Below are 21,073 nucleotides of genomic sequence, written 5' to 3'. Positions count from 1 at the left end.
CACGCACGACCGGACCGCGAAGCTCTTGGCTTTGTCACGTGCCGCGCAGCAGCTTGATCACAGCGTGGGTGCGGTCGCCCACCGCGAGCTTGTGGAAGATGGCGTGCAAGTGGTTCTTCACCGTGCGTTCCGAGATACCCAGCGTACGGGCGATCTGCCGGTTGGTCAGCCCTTTGGCCAGCAGTTCGGCCACGTGCCGCTCACGATCGGTGAAATTCCATTCGGTTCGGACCGGTTCGTCCGCGGACTCGGGATCCGAAGGGGAGTGGCAGAGTTTTTCCAGACGGCTCAGCAGGGTCTGCGTGATCTCTTGGTGGACGCGTATCAGCCGGAATAATTCCCCCGGGGAAACTTCATTTTCGTCAGAAACCTTGTAGTGCACAGACCCGCCCTCCTCGAACCCTGAACCTCCTCCGGAATCCACCGGTGACCCGGTAGACGGCGACTGGTCGCCCCTCATCGGTTCGGTGGTGGAAAAGAATCCGCACCTCGGCCCGGCGCAGTCGTCCGGCAGGCCCCATTCCTCCTCGTCGCGATCGGACTGGGCCGTTCGGCCCACCGGCTGAGGCTACTGGTCAGTCTGCTCACCTGCGGTCCGACACATAAGGTGCCTCTCGATTCTGCCCCGAAAGGGTGATGGGGCGACTGTTCCCGTAGTTTTCCGGCCGTCGACCGGGTGAACGTGCCGGCCGTGTGCCGAACGAACCGATCTCGCGTCGGCCCTTCGGTCTAGTGCGTACGGACTACCCATCGTCCTGCTGGCAATCATGCACGGGAACCAGCACGTGAATCGGCACGTGAGTTGATCTCGGTGGTGCGGCGCGAAGCAGGGTGACGCGAATTGACGGACTGCTTCCGGTGCTGTCCGGAGCGTGCGAGGGGGCCGAGAGTGAATTCAAGCCGGGGTGCGGCCACGAACGGCCTCGTCCAGATTTCCCATGGCGGCTCGGTCGAAATTTGAATTGAATGGTGGCGACATCGGAAAACCTCGACGTCAAGGGTGTGACCACTGTGACAATCGCACCGACGAGCTCCGGCCCGGAACCGACGGCACCGGTCGCCCAGAACTTGCCCGAACTGCTCGGGTGGGCTGTGGACTGCCTCACCCAAGTGCAGGACGTCCTGTCCGAGCTGACGAAAGCGCTCTCCGCCGGCGGTCACGAGGACGACTTCGAGGCCGTGGCTGCCCGGCGGCGGGCTGCCGGCCGATCGCTCACCGCGCGGGAGCAGCGAGTGCTGACGCTGATGGCCGGAGGTTTGTCGAACCGGGAGATCGCCAGGGTGATGGATATCTCCGACAAGACAGCCAAGAACTACGTCCACGCCCTGTTTCTGAAACTCGGGGTGACCAGCAGGACGCGGGCTGCGTTCACCGCGCTGTCCGAGGGGCTGGTCAACCCCGCCGAGTGCGGGCGGGTCAGGGCGGAAACCGGGGGGCGAGCCGGTCCGGCCACCCTCCGGGGGCACGATGGCGGTGGGACGGCGGTGCGGCCGTCGGCCCGGTCGGCCGCCGTGCTCGACGGGGCCGCGCGGCGACGGGGTGCCCACCGATGACCACCCACCTGGCTTTCCTTTTCCCCGGTCAGGGCAGCTATGTGCCCGGGCTGTTCGGCCGGCTCGCCGAGCGGTGCCCGGTGGTGGGGGACACCTTGTCGGCGGTCGACAGGTCAGCTGCCCGGTGGGGGCAGTCCCCGGTCTCGTCCACGCTCCTGGATCCGGACGCGCCGTCGTTGCAGCAGCTCGCGGATTCCGAACCGACGACCTTGCATCTGGCCCTCTTCGCGGCCTCCGTAGTGACCTTCCGGCTGCTGATCCGGTGCGGCGTTCGCCCGGACGTCCTGCTGGGGCACAGCTTCGGCGACCTGATCGCCCTGACCGTCGCCGGGGTGTGGTCTCTCGACGACGGGGTCCGCCTGGTGGTCACGGGTGACGAAGCCCTGCGCCGGCCGGCGACACCCGTGGGTGGCATGGTCGCCTTGGACTGCTGCGCCCGCCGTGCGCGCGCCCTGCTGGACGCCTTGGGCGAGCGCCACCTCGGCGTGGCCGCCGACAACGGTCCTGGGCAGGTGGTGGTCTCCGGTCCGGACGTCCAACTGGCCCACTTGCTCCGAGCGGCCGCGGCCTTCGGCGTGTCGGCCACCCGGCTGCGGGTGCCCCACCCCTTCCACAACACCATCCTCACTGGAGCGGCGAAGGAGTTCGCGAAGGGCATCACGGCGATCCCGCGTCGCGCACCGCGGCTGCGGGTCTACTCGTCGCTCATCGGCCGGTACGTGACCGACAGCGCCGACGTCGACCGGATCGTCACCGGTCACCTGACCATGCCGGTGAGCTTCCTCGCCGCGGTACGGCGGGTGAACGCTGACGGAGTCGGCAAGTTCGTGGAGTGCGGACCGAAGGCCACCTTGACGAACTTGGTCTCCGGCGCTCTGGCCGGCGTGACGGTCACCGCGCCACTTCCGCATCGGACGGACTGGGCAACCTGGTCGGCCAACCTGCGGCGCATCCGGGGATGACTCGTCTCCGTTCCGGCGGCGTCGCGTCGCCAAGCCGGCCTGTCGATGATCGAGCCGGTCGAGGGCGTGCCGGACCGCTTACGTCGGCGCCGGACGAGGGGCACGCGATGGCCGCGACCACGTCTGCGGCCCGTCTTTACCGCGACGGGTGACACGCCGGTACCGCGGGGCTCGGGTTCGGCGTGAGTTTCGGCGGGTTCTTTTCCCGGTCAGCGATGCGGCCACGGCGACGCAGTCGACCTCGCGCGACGAGCGCCAGGAAAGTGAGCGGGAAGCGGCCGTTGAGCAGATTCTCTAGGGAGATCCGGCAGTTGGGCGGGCAGGAGCTTGTCGCGGCAGGTCGAGAGCGCGACGACCGACCATCGGCGGTGTGGTCGCCGGCAAGTGGTATGACGCTGGGATCCCGGGTTCCGGGGTTACGCCGGAACCCACGGGCGCGCAAGCACTGGTGACGCCGTCGGGCCGCGGCGGCCGATGACCTGCTCGAGGACGTCGATGGTGACCTCGCGCCACTGGGCCGCGCCGCGGGCACCCTCGGGCGGCGCCGTCGCACGTTCTTGCCGCGTTGACGGTGTCCCGTGTCCGTCCCGGCTGCGGTTTCGTTCCAGGAGCTGAAGGTGGGCCGCCGCTACCGGACGGGCGACACCCCGCAGTCCGGCCCGACCGGCGAGGAGATCGCGGTCGACCTCGGCGGCGTGCTGCCGATGCGGCACAACCCGCGGACCGCCGACTACCCGGAAGGCAGCCCGATCCGGGTCGCGCAGGAGGAGTTCAACCAGACGTATTGTCTGCTGCTCTTCCAGCTGGAAGAGGCCTTCACCGGCAACCCGGGCGGGATGGCGGGCGCGGTCGGCACGATGTTCGGGCTGCGCAAACAGGCGCTGGCTCTGATGAAGATGCCCACCGGAGACGGGAAGACGACCGCGGGCCCGACGTTCGAGTACGTGCCACCCGAGCGGCGGAACTGAAGCACGGGCCGCCGACCGTTCCGAGGATCGCGCGTTCATGTGATGTGCCGGGCACCCGCCAGGTGAACGATGTCGCACGTGCCTGTGCCGGTGGACCGGACGACTGTTCCACACCGGTCCCGTCCCGTCGGCCGGCTCGCTTGATCGACGGTCACAGCAGCTGCAGGTCGGCGGCAACTTCAGGGTGGGGTTATAGATCAACGTATCCGTGGGCGAGGTCTTGGATGCCGTCGCTGCGCAGCGCGAGCAATCGGGCCATGGGAGCCGGCGGCGATTGCGGAGCAGACTCGCGAGCTGGGCGACGCGCCGTTCCAGCGGTGCACCGCTGTGCGGGGTGCCCAGGCACACCAGCCGCGTCACGCGGGGAAGCCCCGCCAGGTTTTGTTCTTGAGCGCGGTAAATCGCGCTCCTCGCGACGAGACCGCCCATCGAGTGTCCGATGAGGACGAAGCCGGTGACGGGGACGGCCAGGCGGCCACCAGCCGGGACAGCAGGGCGACGAGGTCATCGCCGTTGTCGGACACGTGGCGAACTGAGTTGTACCGCACGTACACGGGGCTGGCGCCCAGGTCGGTGGCCAGGCGCGCACCGAAGTCGCCGGCCGAGGTGCTCCCGCGGAACCAGCTGCGCTCGGTCTCGACGAGCCCGTGCAGGAAGACCACCACGCTGCCCGTCGCGCCCGGGAAAGGCCGCGGCGAGTGCTCGGTGGTCGAGCCCGACCGGCCGCCGTCCGGCCCGGACGGTCATCCCCTCACCGGTCCGCCGCCCGGCCGCCGGCAGCCGCGCGCCGAACATCCGGGCGGCGACACCGGCGACGTGGTGCCCGGCGGCCGACTCGAGGACCGAACCGGCCCAGAGATCTTGTACCCGTAGTGCCGGCAGCCGAAAGGTCGCCACGTCGGATTACCCGCCGGGGGTGTCCTTACGCGAGACGGCGACGTGACCTCCGGCGCACGGTGCCGGCGAGCTGACATCGCTCACCAGCTGCGCGCACCCGTGGACCGATCACCCGAACAGCTGGAAGTGGACGCGCGTGGTGGTGCTGCCGGTGCCGGTGTGCAGCCGCACCAGGTCGGACATGTGGTTGACGAGCAACAGGCCGCGCTGCCGGTGCTGGCCGGGGGAGACCGGGTGCCGGCCGGCCAGCGGGTCGGTCATGGTGCCCTGGTCGTGGACCTCGTAGACGAGGTGGCCGTCGGCGATCCAGATCCGGAGCCGGCCGGTGCCGCCGCCGTGGTCGATGCTGTTGGTCACCAATTCGGTGACGACCAGTTCGACGTCGGCGGTCCGGTCGTCGGTCAGGCCCGCCCGCACAGCGTGGGTGCTCGCGAGCAACCGGGCCTGGGCCAGATTGGTGGCGTCGACGACGAGCTCGACGGCGTCGGCCGGTTCGGGCAGCGGCCGGTTGTAGCCGGCGATGATCCGCTCGGGGTCGTAGGCGGTGCTGGTGCGCCGGCCGGTGCCGTCGATCAGCAGCGGGTGGGTCGCTTCGGCGTCGGCCAGCACGGCCGGTGCCAGGTTCTGGGTGTCGTAAGGGCAGAGGATGGTGACGTGCCGGCCGGTGAAGGCGTGGTTGATCAGGGCCTCGTGCTGGACGCAGGCGGGGTATTCGTCGTCGGTGCGGGTCGGCCAGATCGGTTCGCCGATGATGCGGACGGCCTGCTCGGCATGGGTGTCGGCGAAGGCACGCAGCACACCGGGGATGATCCGGCCGGGGTTGCGGCCGGCGGCTGTCATGTCCAGGAGCCGGACGTGTTCGGCGTCGGCGCCCAGTTCGGCACGCAGCAGTGCCAGGTTGGGGCCGGGCACGGCCACGGCGACCGGCTCTCCCGCGGCGAGTCCGGACCGGATGAACGGGACGGTGCCGGCGAGGTACTCGTCGGCACCCCGGTAGAACAGGGCGGGGTGGATGAACGGCTCGGCCGAAGTGTCGACGGGCGTGCTCATGACGCTTCCTGTTCTTCGATCACGATCTTCATCGGCTCGTCCGGGCACAGCACCGTCAGCACTCTGCGCAGGACCGTCGGCGGACGGGTGATCGTGAGAGGTGCCGTGCCGGGCCGGCTTTGGGCGGCGGTGACCAACATGGACGTGCCGCGGGTGTCGATGAATGACAATTCGGACAGATCCAGCCGGATGGGCGAGCCGTTCGCTGTCGCCGATTCCAGGACGTCGCCCCAGATCTCCCGCGTGCTGAGGTCGACCGCGCCGACCACCCGCAGGCCTCGCCCATCGGGTAACGGGACCACCCGCAATCGACTGATGTGCGAGTCGCTCACCCACACAGCGTACCCGCGGCGGTGACGGCCGTCCGGCGATGGCGCGACAGGCCGGCGGCGACCCGTCGGTCGTCCCGCGTGGCGAGGGACGAGGGAGCGGCCTGCGGTCGAGCGCCGAGGCGGCTGTGGATCCGGCCGGCCATCCCCCGGTCGATCAGCCGCGTGAGTGCGTCGGCTCCAAGGTCCATCCGAACGTTGACCTGCGAACTCCGCGAGGTGGAGTACCCCCATTGGGGTCGCGTAGTAAATCTATGGTGGCCGGGTTAGACATTCGGCCTTGGGTGTGTGTAGAGTTCTTCTCGTACCGAGAGAGACAACGTCAAGCAGGCGCGGGAGAGGACGTAACTACCCGCGAGGTGAGACAAGGGTCAGGCAGGACGGGGCCAATCAAGGAACAGGTCTCGGCTGGTGACCGACAGCAAGGCCCGGGACCGGGTTGTGAAGTCGAAGTCAGAGGTAACGGTCCCGATGAGCTAGTGCAGGACGTGGGCGAGTTCGAGTGTCCGCGCAGCAAGGTAGTAGGCAGTACCTGCAGTCGGATAGATCGCAGTATGCAGTGCCAGCCAGGTGGCCGGGACCGATCAAGGCAAGGGGTTCCGGGCAGTGGCCCGCGGTGTTACGCGTGCTGGGGCCGATCAGCGGAAGGGTTCCGGCCGGTGATGACCGCGACAGCAGTACGCAGCAAGAAGGAAACACAGAAGAGAAGGGAAAGGGCACATCATTGGATCGCCCGCAGCGGCTGGGCAGTAGCGCCGCGCGGGTACCGCAGTCCCATCGGATTGGCAGGTGGTTCTCGGTTACGAGTCAGCGATCCCCGCGTCATCGGCCTTCCAGCCGGACGCGAGTACAGGAAGCCGGCGGTCGCGCCGGTTGACAATGGTGAAACCCAACCCCCTGGGACCCCGGGTGCCGTGCGCGGCGCCCGGGGTCCCTTGTGATGTGGAGGTGGCATGATCCCTGACCAATACGACCCGGCCACACCGAGAACGGCCGACAAGTTCGACGACGAGCACTACCCCGGCTACACCATGGGCCGGGCCGTCGAAATGCTCGGCACCACCCAGAACTTCTTGCGCAGCCTCGATGAAGCCGGCCTGATCGAGCCGCAGCGCTCCGCCGGCGGGCACCGCCGCTACTCCCGCCACCAGCTGCGCATCGCCGCACGGGTGCGACATCTCGTCGACGACGGCACCGCCATCGACGCCGCCTGCCGCATCATCTCCCTCGAAGACCAGCTCCACGAAGCCCGACGACGCAACACCAGCCCCCAACCCGCCGACAGCTGAGCCGCGAGGTGTGCCGCCGAAGCCCAGTGGGTGGTGCACCTCGATCGCTCAATCCGGATCCGGCCGAGCGGTCAAGCTCCGCACGCCGGAACTGAAGACGGCGAGCAGGGGCACCGCGAGCAGGGCGCCGACAATGCCCGCGACGATGAGCCCGGTGGTGAGGGCGAGGACGACGGCCAGCGGATGCAGCCGCACCGCCCGCCCGAGCAGCAGCGGTTGCAGGACGTGGCTTTCGACCTGCATCACGCCGACCACGATGGCGAGCACGATGACAGCCGACAACGCGCCCTTGGTCACGAGCGCCACGAGGACGGCGACCCCGCCGGCGATCACCGAGCCGATGACCGGGACGAACGCGCCGAGGAAGACCAAGGTGCTCAACGGAGCCGCCAGCGGGACCCCGATGATCACCAGCCCGATGCCGATACCGGCGGCGTCGACGAACGCGACGGCCGCCGTGCCGCGGATGTAGTGCGCCAGGGTGGTGAACCCGTTGCGCCCGGCCACGTCGACACGATCGCGCAGGCGTGCCGGCACGGCCCGCAGCACGAACACCCAGATCACCCGCCCCTGGGCGAGGAAGAAGATCAGGCAGAACACCACCAGTACGAACTCGGCGAGCAGCTCGCCCACGGTCACCGCCGTGGTGAGCGCCCCGGAGGCGATCACCGACTTGTTCCGGCCGAGCATGGCGGTCAGGTTGCCGAGCATCTCGTCGAGCTGGCCCTGGCTCAGGTGCAACGGCCCGGTGCGCAGCCAGGTGTGCAGGTCCGTCACGCTCGCGGTGACCTGATCGATCAGTCCCGGCATGCCTACGGTGACAGTGATGACCACGAACGTCACCACGCCGCCGGCCAGTGCGATGCCCACGACCAGCACGATCGCGGTCGCCAGGCCGCGCGGGACTTTCCTGGCCGCCAGCCACGAAACGGCCGGCGAGAACAGCCCGGCCAGCAGCAGGGCGACGGCGACCGGGACCACCACGGAGGCCAGCTTGACGGCCAGGAAGCCCACGACGGTCAGGGCGCCGGCGACGACCAGCGCGCGCCAGCAAACGGCGGCCGCGACCCGGAGGCCGTAGGGAACCGCGGACAGGACCTCCTCGGAGGGTTCCCTCTCCCGGCTCACCGGCTGATCGGCTGTCATGCGCGTCGGCCTTTCCATGATGTCGCTACTCGTCCCGGCAAGGACGTGGCCTGCTCCAGGGTGCCCGGGACGGCACGCCGCCGCCGGGCGGGTATTCCCGGCCGGCGTCACGGCTAACCGGTTCTCGCGACGGACGCCTGGCAAGACCCGGCCCGCGAACCGGGCCACCGCAGCCCGGCCAACCAGCGTCGGTCTCCTCCGTATTCCGCCGGGGCGTGAGGGTCACGTAGTGTGCTACCGCCCACGCACGGCCTCCTCGAACAGGAGACGACATGCAGTTCGCAAACGAAGAACGACAGGCGCCGCGGCAAGTGAAGGTCCCCGACCGTGAAGATATCGGCTTGGTTGTCGACGAAGGCAAAAGCTTCGGCTCCGGCAACGCTCATGTTTACTGCGTCGGCATCCATTTCCCGGCCACCGGGGAAGTGAAGTTCTACGACAAGAGCAAGGTCACGACGGTCTGACGCCGCGACATCGAAGCAACACAGCTGCCCCGCGGAACAAATCGGTGTATGCACCAGCGAACCGGCTCGGCAGGCAGGCGAGTTCGTCGGTGTCGGCCACCGCGGCTTCGCCCGCGCGGATCGCACATCCGGCGCCGGCCGAGGAGCGTGTCAGGCTGCAGCAGCGTGTCGTCCGACGCTCCCGGCCCCGGGCAAGTAGGCTCACCGCAACAACGCCGGTTGAGTGACGTCGCCCGCGCATCCTCGCCGACCGAAACCCATCCCGTCGTCCTGGCCAGCGTAGTCACGCCACCGGACCGCTGAACTTCGGCGGCGAACCGGACCGGCCTTCGAAGGGAACAACGCGTGCAGATCCAGATCAGCACGGACAAGAACGTCCACGGCAGCGAAGAACTGATCCAGCGGCTCGAGGCCGAAATCCAGTCGACCCTGTCGCGGTTCAGTGACCACATCACCCGCCTGGAAGTCCACCTGAGTGACGAAGTCTCGACGGGTGCGGCGAGCGTGGACCGGCGGTGCGTCATCGAGGCGCGGCCGGAAGGCAAGCCGACGGTCGCGGTCACCCACCACGCGGGCTCGGTGGACGAGGCCTGCCACGGCGCGCTCCGCAAGCTCGAAAGCGTGCTCGAAACCCAGTCCGGACGGGCGGACCACCGCAAGGGCGGAGAGTCCATCCGGCACATGACGGAGGACGGCCCGAGCTGAGGCGTGCCGGTTCCCGGCCGGGATCTTCGTGGTGCTCTGAGTTCGACCATGGACACTCATCCGAATGATGTTGCGCCCAACGTCGCCGCGCCGGCAACGCTCCGGCCATCGTCCCCCGCCGCAGTGTCACACGGCACTGCCGGCGCTCTGCTGCGGTTGCTGCTCGGCGCGGACACGGCGGCCTGACCCCATGCAGTTCGCGTTCTACGGCCGGGCCTCCACCGAAGACCAACAAGACCCCGAAGCGTCTCGCAACTGGCAGCTCACCCGAGCCAAGGCGCTCGTCGAGAAGCATGTGGTTCGGCTCGCGTGGTCGTGCCGGCGAGCCCGGCCGTCACGGCCCGACGTCCGCGGCGCAGCCCAAGACGCCGAGACACTGCGGAAAAGGTCCGAAGCCTTGATGCGAGCCGAGTCGCTGCGCGACGCTTGGGGCGGCCCGTCCCACCCCGTGGCCTGTCAAGCAAGCCGGTACGCCGCTACGGCATGACTCGGGGAGTTTCGCCTGGTGCCCCGCCACGGCGACGTCCATCGACAACGTCGGCTGCTGGAAGGCACAGCAGAAAGCAGGCGATCTCGTTCCCCGGGGAACGAGATCGCCCGCTCACGAGTGGCACGGACTCAGAACCAGTGGGCGCGGCCGCCGATGCGGCGCCCCGTCCCACCCAGGATCGCGAGCACGACACCCGCGACGGCCAAGACCGCGCCGATCGTGGTCAGCACCGGGATGCCGACGATGACGCCGATCACGAGCAGGATGACACCGAGGATGATCACGGCAGCTCTTTCTGTCTGGTGCGGCCGGAGCGAGCCGGCCGTCACGGTGGGGACTGTCCGGCCTGGCTGATGCCCACTTCCGCGGCCGTCCAAACACGACCCATCGCGACCTGGCGCAACGGTTCCAGGCATTCGGCCAGTAGCGATCGCCTCGGCACGCGGCGGCGACGTCGGATGGAGGAACACCGGGATCCGGCGACGTTCCAGCTCTGTCCAGAGCGGAGCAGGGCTCGCGGAAGGAAGGAGCGGTGGATCGCGGTCTGCTACGTCACCGCATTCGGGTGGCCGACGATCGCGCAGCGCATGCCGGTCGGGATCGCTTGCGGCGATGTCCGGCGAGGTCTCCGAACTGATCTTGAAGGTTTGCGAGGCGCCGAAACTCGCTCCAGCACTGCGGAATCGCGCGATCAAGGTGTCGATGGCGACCAATCCGGCGATGGCGGCTCCGCGGCTATGGAGTCCGCCGGCCTCGTTCGCTTCTAGAACCGACGCCGACGATGACAGCGAAGTACTTGTCGGGACAGTCCTCCGAAATGTGGCCCGACCACCTTGACCTCGCTGACGTGCTGCCGCACCTTCGCCCCGTGCGCGCCGATTCGGTGATCGGCATGTATCGATGGCATCTGTGGCGCCTCCCCGGATACGTCGCCGAATCCGATCTTCCGGCCTTGCTGACCAACGGGCACCCACCTCGTTGACCAACTGGACCTGGGTCGGGTGAGCGGTGCGTTCATATCCTCAAAGGACGGAGCGCCGCTCTGTCGCGGAAGCCCCGCCGGCCGGTCAGGGCCGGTGGGGCTTCTGGTGGGCCGACCTGGTTGGCCGGCGTGGTGGTCACCCGGTGCAGTTGGGGACGGCGGGGACGCTGCCGACGCAGTTGTTGGGGGTGTTGGCGGTGATGGGGGAGTTGGTGGTGGTCATGGTGCCACCTTGGCGGTAGACGCCGCCGGCCGAGCCCAGGAGCAGCAGCGCGTGGTTGTTGGTGACGGCGGTCTGGGTGAGGGTGGTCGCGGTGGAGCCGACTGCGGAGATCCCGCCGCCCCGGCCGGCGCTGTTGCCGGTGATGAACAGCGGACTGCCGGATACGCCGGTGACGGTCAGGGTGGCGCGGAGTCCGTTGTAGATGGCGCCGCCGTCGCCGAGCAGGGTGGTGTTGCCCGAGAGCGGGCTGTTGGTGAAGGTCGCGGCAGGTGCGGTGCCGGTGGGGGTGTCGGCGTTGGCGAGGCCGCCGCCGTTGCCGGAGGCGGTGTTGCCGGTCAGGGTGCTTCCGGTGAGGGTGACCGCGCCGCGGTTGAGGATGCCGCCGCCGTCGCCGAGGACGTTGCCGTGGGTGAAGGCGACGCCGGTGGTGAGGGTGAGGTTGCCGGTCGGGCCGACTTCGGCGATCCGGAACATTCCGAGGCCCAGCAGGGAGGCGTTGGTGACCGTGGCGGGGCCGATCATCTCGATCGGGGTGGTGATCACCGGAAGTGCGTTCGCGGCGCCGCCGTGGCTGGTGGTCATGCCGTAGGTGCAGCCACCCGCCAGGACGAGGGTGTCGGCGGTGGGGGTGGAGTTGGCCAGGTTCACCGCCGCGACCAGGGCGTTCTCGCTGCAGGCCACCGGGATGGTGATGGCCTGCGCCACCGGAGCCAGCGCGATCATGCCTCCGGTCGCGATGGTGGCCCCGAACAGGACCCGGGCAGCGGTGCGGATGCGTCGCATGACAATCTCTTTTCCTGGTACCGACTAGGAATGAGCCGCCGGTGCGGTGCGTCGACGGTGATCATCGGAAAGAAGCGCAGCCGGCGCGCGATTATTCACGCAAAAAGACCTCGAATTCGCGGTCTGCGCACGTAATGGCGAACTTTCGCGGTGCCGAGGTCTGGGGCAACAGTCGTCAATCTACACCTTCGTGCAAGTGGGCGATAGCTCAGGCCCCCGTATGGGCGTATCCGTGCGAAAAGGATGAGGCCGACGCGAAAATATCGTTCTTGGATTTTCTGTCAAACGAGCGAGGTGAACGATCATGGGAGGGCAGTGTCGTCCCATTCGATCCGCTCTCGCGCTTTTGATCTGCCTTGTCGCAGTGTGACGGGAATTCCGGGTTAGTGCGCCGAACCGCGCGTGCCGTGGGAGCGCGTCGGCGGCTACGACACGGCTGGTGGCGCGAGCCGGCTTGTGCCGACCGGAAGGTGCTGCTTTCGGCGCTACGAGGCACGATGTCGTCCCTCGCCTGTTGGGGGTGCGGCGGACCTGGCGGGTCGCGCGACCGGCGGTGCGGTGACGGCGATGACGTCCTTTTCGTCGATCCAGCGCACCGCGGACGAGGGGCTGTCGTCGGTGATGATGGGAATGCGGACGCCTTCGGGGCCGAATGTGGGCGATCCGGCGAGGAGGGCGGTCCGTGGCGAGCGTGGATCCGTTCCGGTGTAGGTGATTTGCCAGCTGCCGGCGCTGAACGCGATTTGCCGTCGCGGTGCAGGGTGGGCGGAGGGGGTCGCCGGCGCGATGCGGTTCGGATTCCCGGCAATCATCGTCTTCCCTCGACGTGGGTGCTCTCCACGCGAGGCGTGGGAACGACGGAAGCGCCGAGGTCCGGGGCGGTCCGGACAGCCTAGGCGCTTTGCGCTACCTACCAGAAAGAATCCCCCGAATGAGGGGCTCGCCGGGCCGAGGCAAGGCGTCAGGCGACGTGATCGGCACCGATGGGTGCGGGCAACCCGGACAGCGGGCGCACGGATGACCAGTAGTGCTTTGTTAGGTGTGTCGTTGCGGCTGGTCAGGGCGTTGATGGATCTGCTGTCGGAGTGAAACCGGAGGAGTTGGAGAAGGTCCGTCCGCGGCTGGCGGCGTTCGCCGCTGAGATGCTGGGTGGGTTGGCGCGTGCGGATCAGCGGGCGGAGGGTGAGTTGTATCTGCGTGGGCTGAGCTGGATGGTAAGCGCAAGTCGATGCAGCTGATGGCGCAGCGGCTCGGGGTGGATCATCAGCAGCTTCAGCAGTTCGTTGCCTTCTCCAATCGGGATTATGTCGACGTGCGTCGGCAGATCGCCTACTTGGGCCGATGGGTATCGGGCCCGAGGCCTACGTCATCGACGGCACCGGATTCCCGAAGACGGTGCCGATTCACCCGGCGTCGCGCGGATGTATTGCGGCGCCCTGGGCAAGACGGGGAACTGTCAGGTCAGGGTCAGCGTGCACGCGGTGACCGGCTGGGCGTCCGCGGCGATCGACTGGCGGCTGTTCCTGCCGCAGTCCTGGGACGACACCACCGTCACCGACCCCGAGGCCGCCGCCGAGATCCGAGGCCGCCGCAGCAGGTCCAAGATCCCCGATGACGTGCGGCACCGAGAGAAGTGGCGGCTGGCGCTGGACATGCTCGACGAGATCACCGGCGACGGTGGATGGGGGTTGCCGGATCGGCGGGTGGTCGCCGACGCCGGCTACGGCGACGCCACCGAATTCCGGCTCGGGCTGACCGAACGAGGCCTGTCCTACGTTGTAGCGGTGACAGCGACCACCACCGCCTTTCTTGCCGACGCGGTCCCGCAGACCTTGTCTTACACCCCCGGCGTCGGCCCCCGCACTCACCGATTACTGGCTCTTCACCCTGCCCGCCGACACTCGTTTGCGAGACCTGGTGCGGATGGCGAAGATCCGCTGGCGCATCGAACACGACTACCGTGAGCTCAAAGACGGCCTCGGCCTCGACCACTTCGAAGGCCGCAGCTGGATCGGCTGGCACCGCCACGTCACCGTCGCTGCGCTGGCTCAGGCGTTCTGCACCCAGCTGCGCTACGACCCAAAAGCCCTTGCGCCGGCCTGACCCGTTATCCGGGCACAACAGCCCCATGACTTAACAAAGCACTACTAGGGCCCGGTCACCCACATTTGCAAGGCGTATCCCTGCATGATCGGACCGACCGGCTGGAAGAACGTGATGCCGCCGCCGGAGCAGTTACCAGAGCCGCCGGAGGTGAGCCCGAATCCCTCGGCTGCCCCCTGAGGAGTACTGAGTTTGTAGAAGGGACCACCGCTGTCGCCCTGCTCGGCGCACACCGTCGTTCTGGTCAGGCCTTTGACTGTCGCTTCAGGGTAGTTCACGGTCGCATCGAGTGCCGTGACCTTGCCGCTGTGCACACCGGATGTGCTGCCACTGCGCTGCACTGACTGGCCGACGACGGGGTCTCCCCAGCCGGTGACTCTCAGGTTGGTGCCGGCTATTCCGTCCAGAGCCCGGATACCCACGCCCTGGTAGTCCACGAGACCGAAGTCGCCGCCGGCGCCGAACACCCACGAGCTACCCGAGTTGTTGCTGCCGAGAAAGTTAATCAAGGCTTGATCGCCGAACCAGGTCAAGCCGGCGTGGGTGCAATGTCCGGCGGTGAGAAAGTGGTGTCCGCCATTGGCATCGAGCACATTGAAGCCAAGCGAGCAGCGGCCCTGGCCGGTATAGATGGCTGTGCCGTCCTTCATGTCGGGGCCGGCAAGGGGCCTGAGCTGTCCGCTGACGGGTTCGACCCTGACCGCCGCACCCAGCTTCGCGGCGACGGACTTGAGCTTGGCCAGGTCGGCCCCCTTAACGGAATCGTCCACTGAGATCACAACCTGGTTGCCGGCCGGGTCGACCCCCCATGCGGTGCCTGGGATCCGGGCAGAGCGGTCAAGTTCTTCGGTCGCTCTCCGGAGATCCGCGCGACTGCGAACCACCGTGCGTGCGGTCGCCCCGGCCGCACGCACGGTCTGGGCGGCGGAGCTGTTGGTGACGGTGACGGTGAGTTTGCCCGTCGCCGTGTCGACATAGGAGCCGGCGCTGCGGTCGCCCAAGTGCTCTTCCAGTGTCGCCGCCAGCTTCGCCAGATCCTGACGGCTGGCCGCCCCGGCCGGTTCGGCGCCAATCATGCTGGGCATCGCACCCCCTGGCGTGTCAGCCGCGTTCGCCGGTCCCGCCATCACGGCCGATACCCCCGCGGCCGCGGCGAATACCGCTGCCCATCTTCGAACGTTCATGGAATATCCCTTCAGTTTCGACGTCGAGTAAGCCAAGCGCCAACCTTGAGCCAGATCAGGCCGGTGGGCATCCGTGCCGGCCACGGACCGGGGGATTCCGTGGCGGCCACGGATACCATCGGAAACACCACTGACGTGCGGAGACGCGCGTTCGGCTGACAGAAGCCGGGCCGACGAGGGACACTCCGAACGTGGCCAATCAGGAGATAAGGGCCGAGGTGGGCATCTCCGCGCGGGAGGCCGAGGTACTCGCTGCGCTCGGTGAACATCTGACCAATGCCGAGATCGGCGCCCGGCTGTTCATCTCCACCCGCACCGTGGAGAGTCATGTCTCCTCTCTGCTGCGGAAGCTCCGGGTGGCCGATCGCCGCGCCCTGGCGGCTGTCGCAACGACCACGCAGCCCGCGCTGGGGACTCAGCCGGTCAGGTCCACGACAGTCGCCGCAGTGCTGCGCTCGCGGCTGACACCCTTCGTGGGGCGCGTGGCTGAACGGGCGGCACTGGCCGAGGCGCTCGGTGCGCACCGCATGGTCACGGCCGTCGGCCCGGGTGGGGTCGGCAAAACCCGGCTGGCCTTGAGCGTCGCCGGTCAGGTGACCGACCGGTTCGCCGACGGCGTCTGGTACGTCGACCTGGTCCCGGTGACCGATGCGTCGATGATCGCACCGGCGATTGCCGACGCGCTCGGCCTCGGGGAGAGCCAAGGCCGCTCGGCGACGTCCAATGTCCTTGGCTGGCTGGCTGAGCGGGAAACGCTGCTCGTGCTGGACAACTGCGAGCATTTGGCGGACGGTGTGGCGGTCCTGCTGGAACAGCTCCTCGCCGGCAGTCCCCGGCTGGTGGTGCTCGCCACCAGCCGGGCCAGGTTGCTGGTGCCCTTCGAACGGGTGTTCGCGGTGCCCGGACTGTCCGTCGAGGCCGACGACAGCGGACTAGGGGACGCGGTCGAGCTGTTCGCCGGGCGAGCTGCGGCCGGCGGGAGCCCGCCGATGTCCGAGGACACGAAACGTATCGCCACTGTCTGTCGCGCACTCGACGGCATGGCGTTGGCGATCGAGCTGGCCGCCGCCCGGTTCCCGTCGCTGGGGCTCGATGGGCTCGAAGCAGGGCTGGCCGACCGGCTGCGCCTGCTGACCGGTGGCTCGCGCCTCGATGACCGGCACCGTTCGTTGCGTTCGACACTGGACTGGAGTTACGGGCTGCTGGCCGAGCCCGCTCAGGCGGTGCTGCGTCGGGTCTCGGTTTTCGCCGGCCCGTTCACCGCGGCCGCGGCGGCCACCGTGGCCGGTTGGCCGTCAGTGCCGGCCGGCGCCGTTCCGACCATATTGGCCGGGCTGGCCGAGCAGAGTTTGCTGGTCGCGATCGTGGGGTTGGGCGAGACTCGCTACCGCGTACTGGAAACCGTCCGCCAATATGGTGTCGATCGGCTCGAGGAGGCGGGCGAGTCGGTCGAGGCGTTCTCCCATCATCTGAGTTGGTGCCTGGATGAGAGTGCTGCTCTGGCGTCCCGAGAACCGGTCGATGCTTGGCGGGCGGCATTCGATGAGATCGCCGACGAGCTGCGGGGTGCGCTGGCCTGGGCGTGGGGAACCGCGCGATACCGCCCGGAGGCTTACCGGTTGGCGATCGGTTTGGCCGGACTGAGTTTCACACGGGGCCTGCCCGGCGAGTCGCAGCGGCGCTACGAGCAGGCGGCCGGACTTGCCGCTGATGACCTGGCCGCCGCTGACTCTTTGCGCAGTGCGGCGGGTGCCGCGGAGGCGCGGCATGCCGGCAACGCTGCTTTGCTGTTGCGCCGGACCGCAGCCGACGCGGCGCTACGCGGCGGTGATCGTGCTGGTGCGGCCGGTGACCTCGCTCGGAATGCCGAGTTGATCAATCGCGGCTCCGGACTCATGGCTACCGCGCCTGCGGTCGGCGAAGTGGAGGCGCTGATCGCCGAGGGTTGGGCACTGGCAGGCGACGACCTGGTCGCGCAGGCGCGGCTGCTCACCGCCGAGGCGTTCAACGGCGCCACTGACGATCCGGCCACCGTCGGACTTGTCGAGCGCTCTCACGCTGGCCCGGCGTGTCGGCGACCCGCTGATCGAGAGCGCCGCACTGGACCAGCTCATCGCCGTGCAGCTGACTCGGGGACAGGTCCGCGCCGCCGCGGCCGGCGCGTTGCGGCGCAGCGAATTGCTGGTGCCGATCCCGGTGACGGCTGCATCTGCGATGGAGCTCTTCGATGGATTGGGCATGGCCGCCAACTGCGCCATCGCAGCCGGTGACCTGCCGGCCGCCAGAAGACAGGCCGAACGTCTGCGGGACCTGCCGTTCTATCGTGAGCAGGGGCACCTCGCGACCAGGCTGATGCTCGTCGTCACGACGCTCGCGGGCGACTGGGACGAGACGATCACGCTGGCCGAGCGATTCCGTGAGGGATGGGAGCGGGCCGGTCGGCCCCGGGCCGGCAACCTCCGCCGGGCCCCGCATGCGGTCGCGACGGTGCACGGACTGCGTGGAAACGACGACGGCCGCGCAGCCTGGCTGGACATCGTCGGCACCGTCGAGGTACCCGGTCGGGCACCGTCGGAACTGCACTTCGGCGAGTACCTCGACGCCTTGCTCCTGCTACACCGCGGCCTGGCCCGGCCTGCGGCGCAGGTGCTGGACACGCCGCCGGATCAGCTGAAGGAGTGGTACAGCGGCCTGTGGCGTCCGTGGTACGCCGCGCTGTGGGCCGAGGCGGCCGTGCTGTCCGGGCATGAGGACGTCGCTGGCCGGATTCAGCGCGCACGCTCGGCGACGGCCGGTAATCCGATCGCGGTCGCCATCGTCGACCGCGCGGCGGCTCTGCATGCCGGCGACCACGACGGGCTGAGCGCCGCGGCCGCCGCCCTGCAACACGCGGGCTGCCGCTACCAGTGGGCCCGGACGCTCGTCCTCATCGGTGGGGAACAGCGAGTACGCGGCGAAGCCGTGCTGGCAAGCATGGGTGCCACGCCGACCGTCTGGCCGCCACCTCTGCACCGTCCCGCTTGACGGCTTCATCCACATCCTCGCCGTAGCCAATAAGGTGACGAACTGCTTCGGGTGAGTCTGACACCCACCGCGACATCGACGTCACCATGGGGTATAAGGCCGTTGACCCTGACGAGGCCGTCCAAGCTCACCTTGTAGATCGTCGCTGTCAACTCTTGGGGTATAGGTGGTGGAGTTTGACGTATGCGTCGTCGGTGGTGAACTGCCAGCGGACTTGGCGCCGTTCGGTGTCGACGGCGTGTTGCCATGCGGATGGCGGCGCGGGCGCCGGTCGTGTGCACACGACCTCGCTGCGCCGGCAGCGTGAATGTCTTGGCGGACGGGGTTTGTTCGTGCGCTTGGACAGCCATCCGCCGCGAGACCCATTCGCTGCGAAACCACACGATCGGCTAGAACCTTCTCCCAGGACTCCGGCCTCGGAAGGTAAGTCGAGTACGTTGGCACCTGTTGATCGGCAACAACGGTGACGGGGAGTCTTTCACCGGGGTTCCCTGGGGCTGGCTATGGGCGAGGAGGCGTTCGTGCGGCTGCTGCCAGACGCTGGTCTCGTGCCATTCGCGAGCCGCCGCCCGCGGATGGCGTCGAACAACGCGGTGGGCAGGCGGTTCCAGTCGGCGCGGTCGTCGGCTCACTTGCGGTTAGCGGAATGCCGCGGGTGCTCCGGGAAGAGCGGCTCGAGCGACTCCCGCAGCTGGTCGGTCAGCACCTCGTCGTGCATACCGAGATTCTGGAAAGGCCCGCTGCTCGCGCAAGACGACACGCCGACTCATTCTGGACTGGCTTCTTGGACGCATTTTTTAATCAACTCCTGGCAGTTCACCCGTAAATGAAGGAACCCTGGTATCTTCTACTCTTGCAAGTATCATGACTCAATCCCCATCGCCCAGCTCTGATGCTGCGTCACGCGACCCAGACACCGATCTTGGACTGGAGTCCAAGAAGACGAACAAGATCAAGTCGTCTCTGCACACGTTACCTCCGGTCATTGCGATCTTGGCCGATACTGGGGCAGCTGTCTTCTATGTGCTCGGTGTAACGTCGCTGGGCGACAAGCCCAAGGCTCTGATCGGGTTGGGAGTGGTCGGCGTACTTGTCTCACTCGCGTATCTGATCGCAACGGAAAAGCGGATCTACTGGCTTGGCACGACGGCGCTCGGTCTCGGTCTGGGTTTGATCTGTTTGGGCATAGTTTCTGAGAGTTCCACCGGATCGGCGGGGTTTCAATCGTCGATCCAGTCGTCGCTGCCCTCTTCGATGTCGACGCCTGGCGAGCGCGGTGGTCATATCACCAGTCCGACCGAAAATGCGCTCGTCGGTAAATGTGTTCGGATTGAAGGTGTGGGCAAGCCTGCGGCAGGATACCGATTTCGAATCGGTGTTTTCGCGGATCCTGAGAGAATTTGGGTAATTCGGCAGACTGTGTCGGCTACTGACCCGGGTTACGACTGGTATGCGTGGCCGGTGTATGTCGGCGACGACGATGACTTTGGAGAACAGTTCACAATTCGTGTTTATGAAGTTCCTGACAGTCGCCTCGCTCAGTATGACGATAATAGTTTCAAGGGTGCGCCGCACAGTGAGCAGGCGCTCGATAATGACGGCGTGCGTATGGTGCACTCAGTGCAGGTCAAGCGCAAAAACGTCGGTGACAGCTCGTGCTCAAGTCGGACGCGAGGTGGCAATCTGCCGACCCCGATGAATAGTCCCGCAAAATAAAGTAATGGTGGTGAGCGAGACCTCTGGCATCCTCACCGAGACCGCAGCGGTAGTAGCGTCGAAGCGGCCTCGATGCAGTGCCGCTGCACGCGCGCCACTTCGCGGCCGACTTGCTTGCGATCGCCTCGCGCCATACGCGCCGCCTGTTCATCTGAGGGCGGGAGTGGACACCAACTCCCGCCCTCGCTCAAATTCCTATACTGGACCTGTCCCGACTGGTCGATGGGTAGACACGCGGGCGTTACTGTCGGGCGACTCGACCATGCACGGCGTTGCAGGAGGCCACGTTGACCTGGCACATCCGCATCAGGGCGAGCCGTTGGTTGTAGTTGGGCGCCGGGCAGGACCACGGCGTGTCCTCGGTCCCCTCGTGGCGCTCCAGCAGCAGCGCGATGTCGGCCGGTCGAACGCGCCGCGCTCGTCATCGCGGCTCCCTGGGTCCGCGCGCGGGACGCCGCCCACGCCGGGCATCGGGTCGCCGGCGTCGGCGCCGCCAGCGGACCAGAGTCACCTCCGCCCCGGCCAGGACACCGCCGCCCGCTACCGTCTCCGGCACCCCTGCGGCCGTCTGCCAGTCCCGTCCTGGGCGTCCGATCCGCCAAAAAGTAGACCGCGAATAGACCGCGATTGGTCGCACGCCACCCGGTTTCAGCCGTACACAACCGGACATGCCAGACTGGATCGACGTTCCAGTCAAGCCAGCCCAGAGAGCTGATTTCGCAGGTCAGAGGTGGTGCCCTGGAGAGATTCGAACTCTCACTACGCGGGTTTTGAATTCGTTGCCTCTGCCAGTTGGGCTACAGGGGCGCGAAGTTCGTGACTCTACGGGATCTTGGAGTTTGTTGCTCAAGCACTGCGAGCGGACCTCGCGGGAGTATGAAGGCGAAGGGCGGGCATCGCGGGCGACGAGCCGGAGGATAACTTGGGCGTGGTCGCAGCTTAGCGTTGGTCGTCATCCGCCAGTGATAGGTAGTCAGGCGGTTAAGGCATCAAATTCGGGCGCGGTCTAGGAACTTGTGGCCCTCGGCGGACGCCGACGTGAGCCGACTGGCGTACGGCCACAGTGCAGCGCTATGGTCTGTCACATGAACACGCATCCCGCGCAGGGAGTAACTGTTCAGGCCATTTCGGTGTTCGTTGGCAGCCAAGGGTTTCCGGTGATGGCGTCACGCAGCGCGGTAATGATATGCAGGCCGTTTTTGCG

At 67.6% G+C, this 21,073-nt stretch carries 19 protein-coding genes and 1 tRNA gene; 10 read left to right on the top strand and 10 right to left on the bottom strand.

Annotation, left to right across the window (positions count from 1 at the left end; translation table 11 throughout):
- Positions 1 to 34 precede the first annotated feature (34 nt).
- Positions 35 to 382: a response regulator transcription factor gene (locus AB0M30_RS44040; protein ID WP_364597576.1), complete on the bottom strand. Its 348-nt coding sequence runs from the start codon at positions 380 to 382 to the stop codon at positions 35 to 37.
- A gap of 584 nt (positions 383 to 966) precedes the next feature.
- On the opposite strand from AB0M30_RS44040, the gene AB0M30_RS44035 reads away from it, so the two are divergent.
- Positions 967 to 1,554 (top strand): response regulator transcription factor, encoded by a 588-nt coding sequence (locus AB0M30_RS44035; RefSeq protein ID WP_364597573.1) that lies wholly within the window; start codon positions 967 to 969, stop codon positions 1,552 to 1,554.
- A complete protein-coding gene (locus AB0M30_RS44030) occupies positions 1,551 to 2,516 on the top strand; it encodes an acyltransferase domain-containing protein (RefSeq protein WP_364597570.1) in 966 nt (321 codons plus the stop codon). The genes AB0M30_RS44035 and AB0M30_RS44030 overlap by 4 nt, the downstream gene beginning before the upstream one ends.
- A gap of 416 nt (positions 2,517 to 2,932) precedes the next feature.
- On the opposite strand, the gene AB0M30_RS44025 is transcribed toward AB0M30_RS44030, so the two are convergent.
- From AB0M30_RS44025 to AB0M30_RS44010, 4 genes are all read right to left on the bottom strand, one after another.
- Positions 2,933 to 3,913: a hypothetical protein gene (locus AB0M30_RS44025; RefSeq protein WP_364597568.1), complete on the bottom strand. Its 981-nt coding sequence runs from the start codon at positions 3,911 to 3,913 to the stop codon at positions 2,933 to 2,935.
- Positions 3,841 to 4,146, bottom strand: coding sequence for a hypothetical protein (locus AB0M30_RS44020; protein ID WP_364597565.1), 306 nt, complete (start codon positions 4,144 to 4,146; stop codon positions 3,841 to 3,843). Before AB0M30_RS44020 ends, AB0M30_RS44025 begins: the two co-directional genes overlap by 73 nt.
- 343 nt (positions 4,147 to 4,489) lie before the next feature.
- Entirely contained in the window at positions 4,490 to 5,431 is a 942-nt protein-coding gene (locus AB0M30_RS44015; RefSeq protein WP_364597563.1) for a sensor histidine kinase, read from the bottom strand.
- Complete coding sequence (locus tag AB0M30_RS44010; protein WP_364597560.1) at positions 5,428 to 5,763, bottom strand: STAS domain-containing protein; 336 nt, start codon at positions 5,761 to 5,763, stop codon at positions 5,428 to 5,430. Before AB0M30_RS44010 ends, AB0M30_RS44015 begins: the two co-directional genes overlap by 4 nt.
- Before the next feature lie 950 nt (positions 5,764 to 6,713).
- On the opposite strand from AB0M30_RS44010, the gene AB0M30_RS44005 reads away from it, so the two are divergent.
- Positions 6,714 to 7,049 carry a helix-turn-helix domain-containing protein gene (locus AB0M30_RS44005; protein ID WP_364597557.1) on the top strand — a complete coding sequence of 112 codons (336 nt, stop codon included), beginning with the start codon at positions 6,714 to 6,716 and terminating at the stop codon, positions 7,047 to 7,049.
- 48 nt (positions 7,050 to 7,097) lie between these two features.
- On the opposite strand, the gene AB0M30_RS44000 is transcribed toward AB0M30_RS44005, so the two are convergent.
- Complete coding sequence (locus AB0M30_RS44000) at positions 7,098 to 8,195, bottom strand: AI-2E family transporter (RefSeq protein ID WP_364597554.1); 1,098 nt, start codon at positions 8,193 to 8,195, stop codon at positions 7,098 to 7,100.
- A gap of 272 nt (positions 8,196 to 8,467) precedes the next feature.
- On the opposite strand from AB0M30_RS44000, the gene AB0M30_RS43995 reads away from it, so the two are divergent.
- Together AB0M30_RS43995 and AB0M30_RS43990 are read left to right on the top strand one after the other, a co-directional pair.
- Complete coding sequence (locus AB0M30_RS43995; protein WP_364597551.1) at positions 8,468 to 8,659, top strand: hypothetical protein; 192 nt, start codon at positions 8,468 to 8,470, stop codon at positions 8,657 to 8,659.
- Between the two features lie 345 nt (positions 8,660 to 9,004).
- Positions 9,005 to 9,364: an HPF/RaiA family ribosome-associated protein gene (locus tag AB0M30_RS43990; RefSeq protein ID WP_364597548.1), complete on the top strand. Its 360-nt coding sequence runs from the start codon at positions 9,005 to 9,007 to the stop codon at positions 9,362 to 9,364.
- A gap of 618 nt (positions 9,365 to 9,982) precedes the next feature.
- Here the strand turns inward: AB0M30_RS43990 and AB0M30_RS43985 are convergent.
- Complete coding sequence (locus AB0M30_RS43985; RefSeq protein WP_143268673.1) at positions 9,983 to 10,138, bottom strand: hypothetical protein; 156 nt, start codon at positions 10,136 to 10,138, stop codon at positions 9,983 to 9,985.
- Positions 10,139 to 10,972: 834 nt separating this feature from the next.
- On the bottom strand, positions 10,973 to 11,842 hold the full coding sequence (locus AB0M30_RS43980; RefSeq protein WP_364597545.1) for a hypothetical protein: 870 nt from the start codon (positions 11,840 to 11,842) through the stop codon (positions 10,973 to 10,975).
- Positions 11,843 to 13,146: 1,304 nt separating this feature from the next.
- Between AB0M30_RS43980 and AB0M30_RS43975 the strand changes: the two genes are divergently transcribed.
- Both AB0M30_RS43975 and AB0M30_RS43970 read left to right on the top strand, forming a co-directional pair.
- Positions 13,147 to 13,806 carry a transposase gene (locus AB0M30_RS43975; RefSeq protein ID WP_364597542.1) on the top strand — a complete coding sequence of 220 codons (660 nt, stop codon included), beginning with the start codon at positions 13,147 to 13,149 and terminating at the stop codon, positions 13,804 to 13,806.
- Positions 13,766 to 13,945, top strand: coding sequence for a transposase (locus AB0M30_RS43970; protein ID WP_364597539.1), 180 nt, complete (start codon positions 13,766 to 13,768; stop codon positions 13,943 to 13,945). The genes AB0M30_RS43975 and AB0M30_RS43970 overlap by 41 nt, the downstream gene beginning before the upstream one ends.
- A 44-nt stretch (positions 13,946 to 13,989) precedes the next feature.
- Here AB0M30_RS43970 and AB0M30_RS43965 read toward each other — a convergent pair whose 3' ends face one another.
- The gene (locus AB0M30_RS43965; protein WP_364597536.1) at positions 13,990 to 15,165 is read right to left on the bottom strand and encodes a S1 family peptidase; all 1,176 of its coding nucleotides are present in this window, start codon (positions 15,163 to 15,165) and stop codon (positions 13,990 to 13,992) included.
- 155 nt (positions 15,166 to 15,320) lie between these two features.
- Between AB0M30_RS43965 and AB0M30_RS43960 the strand changes: the two genes are divergently transcribed.
- The 3 genes from AB0M30_RS43960 (at position 15,321) to AB0M30_RS43950 (ending at position 19,869) form a co-directional block, all read left to right on the top strand.
- A complete protein-coding gene (locus tag AB0M30_RS43960) occupies positions 15,321 to 17,399 on the top strand; it encodes a LuxR C-terminal-related transcriptional regulator (RefSeq protein ID WP_364597533.1) in 2,079 nt (692 codons plus the stop codon).
- Positions 17,368 to 18,153, top strand: coding sequence for a hypothetical protein (locus tag AB0M30_RS43955; protein ID WP_364597530.1), 786 nt, complete (start codon positions 17,368 to 17,370; stop codon positions 18,151 to 18,153). Before AB0M30_RS43960 ends, AB0M30_RS43955 begins: the two co-directional genes overlap by 32 nt.
- A gap of 864 nt (positions 18,154 to 19,017) precedes the next feature.
- Entirely contained in the window at positions 19,018 to 19,869 is an 852-nt protein-coding gene (locus AB0M30_RS43950; RefSeq protein WP_364597527.1) for a hypothetical protein, read from the top strand.
- 731 nt (positions 19,870 to 20,600) lie between these two features.
- Here the strand turns inward: AB0M30_RS43950 and AB0M30_RS43945 are convergent.
- A tRNA-OTHER gene (locus tag AB0M30_RS43945) sits at positions 20,601 to 20,676 on the bottom strand.
- Between the last annotated feature and the right edge of the window lie 397 nt (positions 20,677 to 21,073).

This window comes from Amycolatopsis sp. NPDC051716 (assembly GCF_040681595.1).
Classification (GTDB): Bacteria; Actinomycetota; Actinomycetes; order Mycobacteriales; family Pseudonocardiaceae; genus Amycolatopsis.
The sequence above is the reverse complement of the archived record's forward strand: the minus strand, read 5'-3'. Positions and strand labels throughout refer to the sequence as shown.

What these genes read in the sequence shown, in the direction of transcription:
- AB0M30_RS43970 (WP_364597539.1), top strand. Translation starts at nt 13,766, where the DNA reads ATGGCGAAGATCCGCTGGCGCATCGAACACGACTACCGTGAGCTCAAA.
- AB0M30_RS44005 (WP_364597557.1), top strand. Translation starts at nt 6,714, where the DNA reads ATGATCCCTGACCAATACGACCCGGCCACACCGAGAACGGCCGACAAG.
- AB0M30_RS43995 (WP_364597551.1), top strand. Translation starts at nt 8,468, where the DNA reads ATGCAGTTCGCAAACGAAGAACGACAGGCGCCGCGGCAAGTGAAGGTC.
- AB0M30_RS44000 (WP_364597554.1), bottom strand. Translation starts at nt 8,195, where the DNA reads ATGACAGCCGATCAGCCGGTGAGCCGGGAGAGGGAACCCTCCGAGGAG.
- AB0M30_RS43955 (WP_364597530.1), top strand. Translation starts at nt 17,368, where the DNA reads ATGGCCGCCAACTGCGCCATCGCAGCCGGTGACCTGCCGGCCGCCAGA.
- AB0M30_RS44015 (WP_364597563.1), bottom strand. Translation starts at nt 5,431, where the DNA reads ATGAGCACGCCCGTCGACACTTCGGCCGAGCCGTTCATCCACCCCGCC.
- AB0M30_RS44030 (WP_364597570.1), top strand. Translation starts at nt 1,551, where the DNA reads ATGACCACCCACCTGGCTTTCCTTTTCCCCGGTCAGGGCAGCTATGTG.
- AB0M30_RS43980 (WP_364597545.1), bottom strand. Translation starts at nt 11,842, where the DNA reads ATGCGACGCATCCGCACCGCTGCCCGGGTCCTGTTCGGGGCCACCATC.
- AB0M30_RS43950 (WP_364597527.1), top strand. Translation starts at nt 19,018, where the DNA reads ATGACTCAATCCCCATCGCCCAGCTCTGATGCTGCGTCACGCGACCCA.
- AB0M30_RS44035 (WP_364597573.1), top strand. Translation starts at nt 967, where the DNA reads ATGGTGGCGACATCGGAAAACCTCGACGTCAAGGGTGTGACCACTGTG.
- AB0M30_RS44025 (WP_364597568.1), bottom strand. Translation starts at nt 3,913, where the DNA reads ATGGGCGGTCTCGTCGCGAGGAGCGCGATTTACCGCGCTCAAGAACAA.
- AB0M30_RS43975 (WP_364597542.1), top strand. Translation starts at nt 13,147, where the DNA reads ATGTCGACGTGCGTCGGCAGATCGCCTACTTGGGCCGATGGGTATCGG.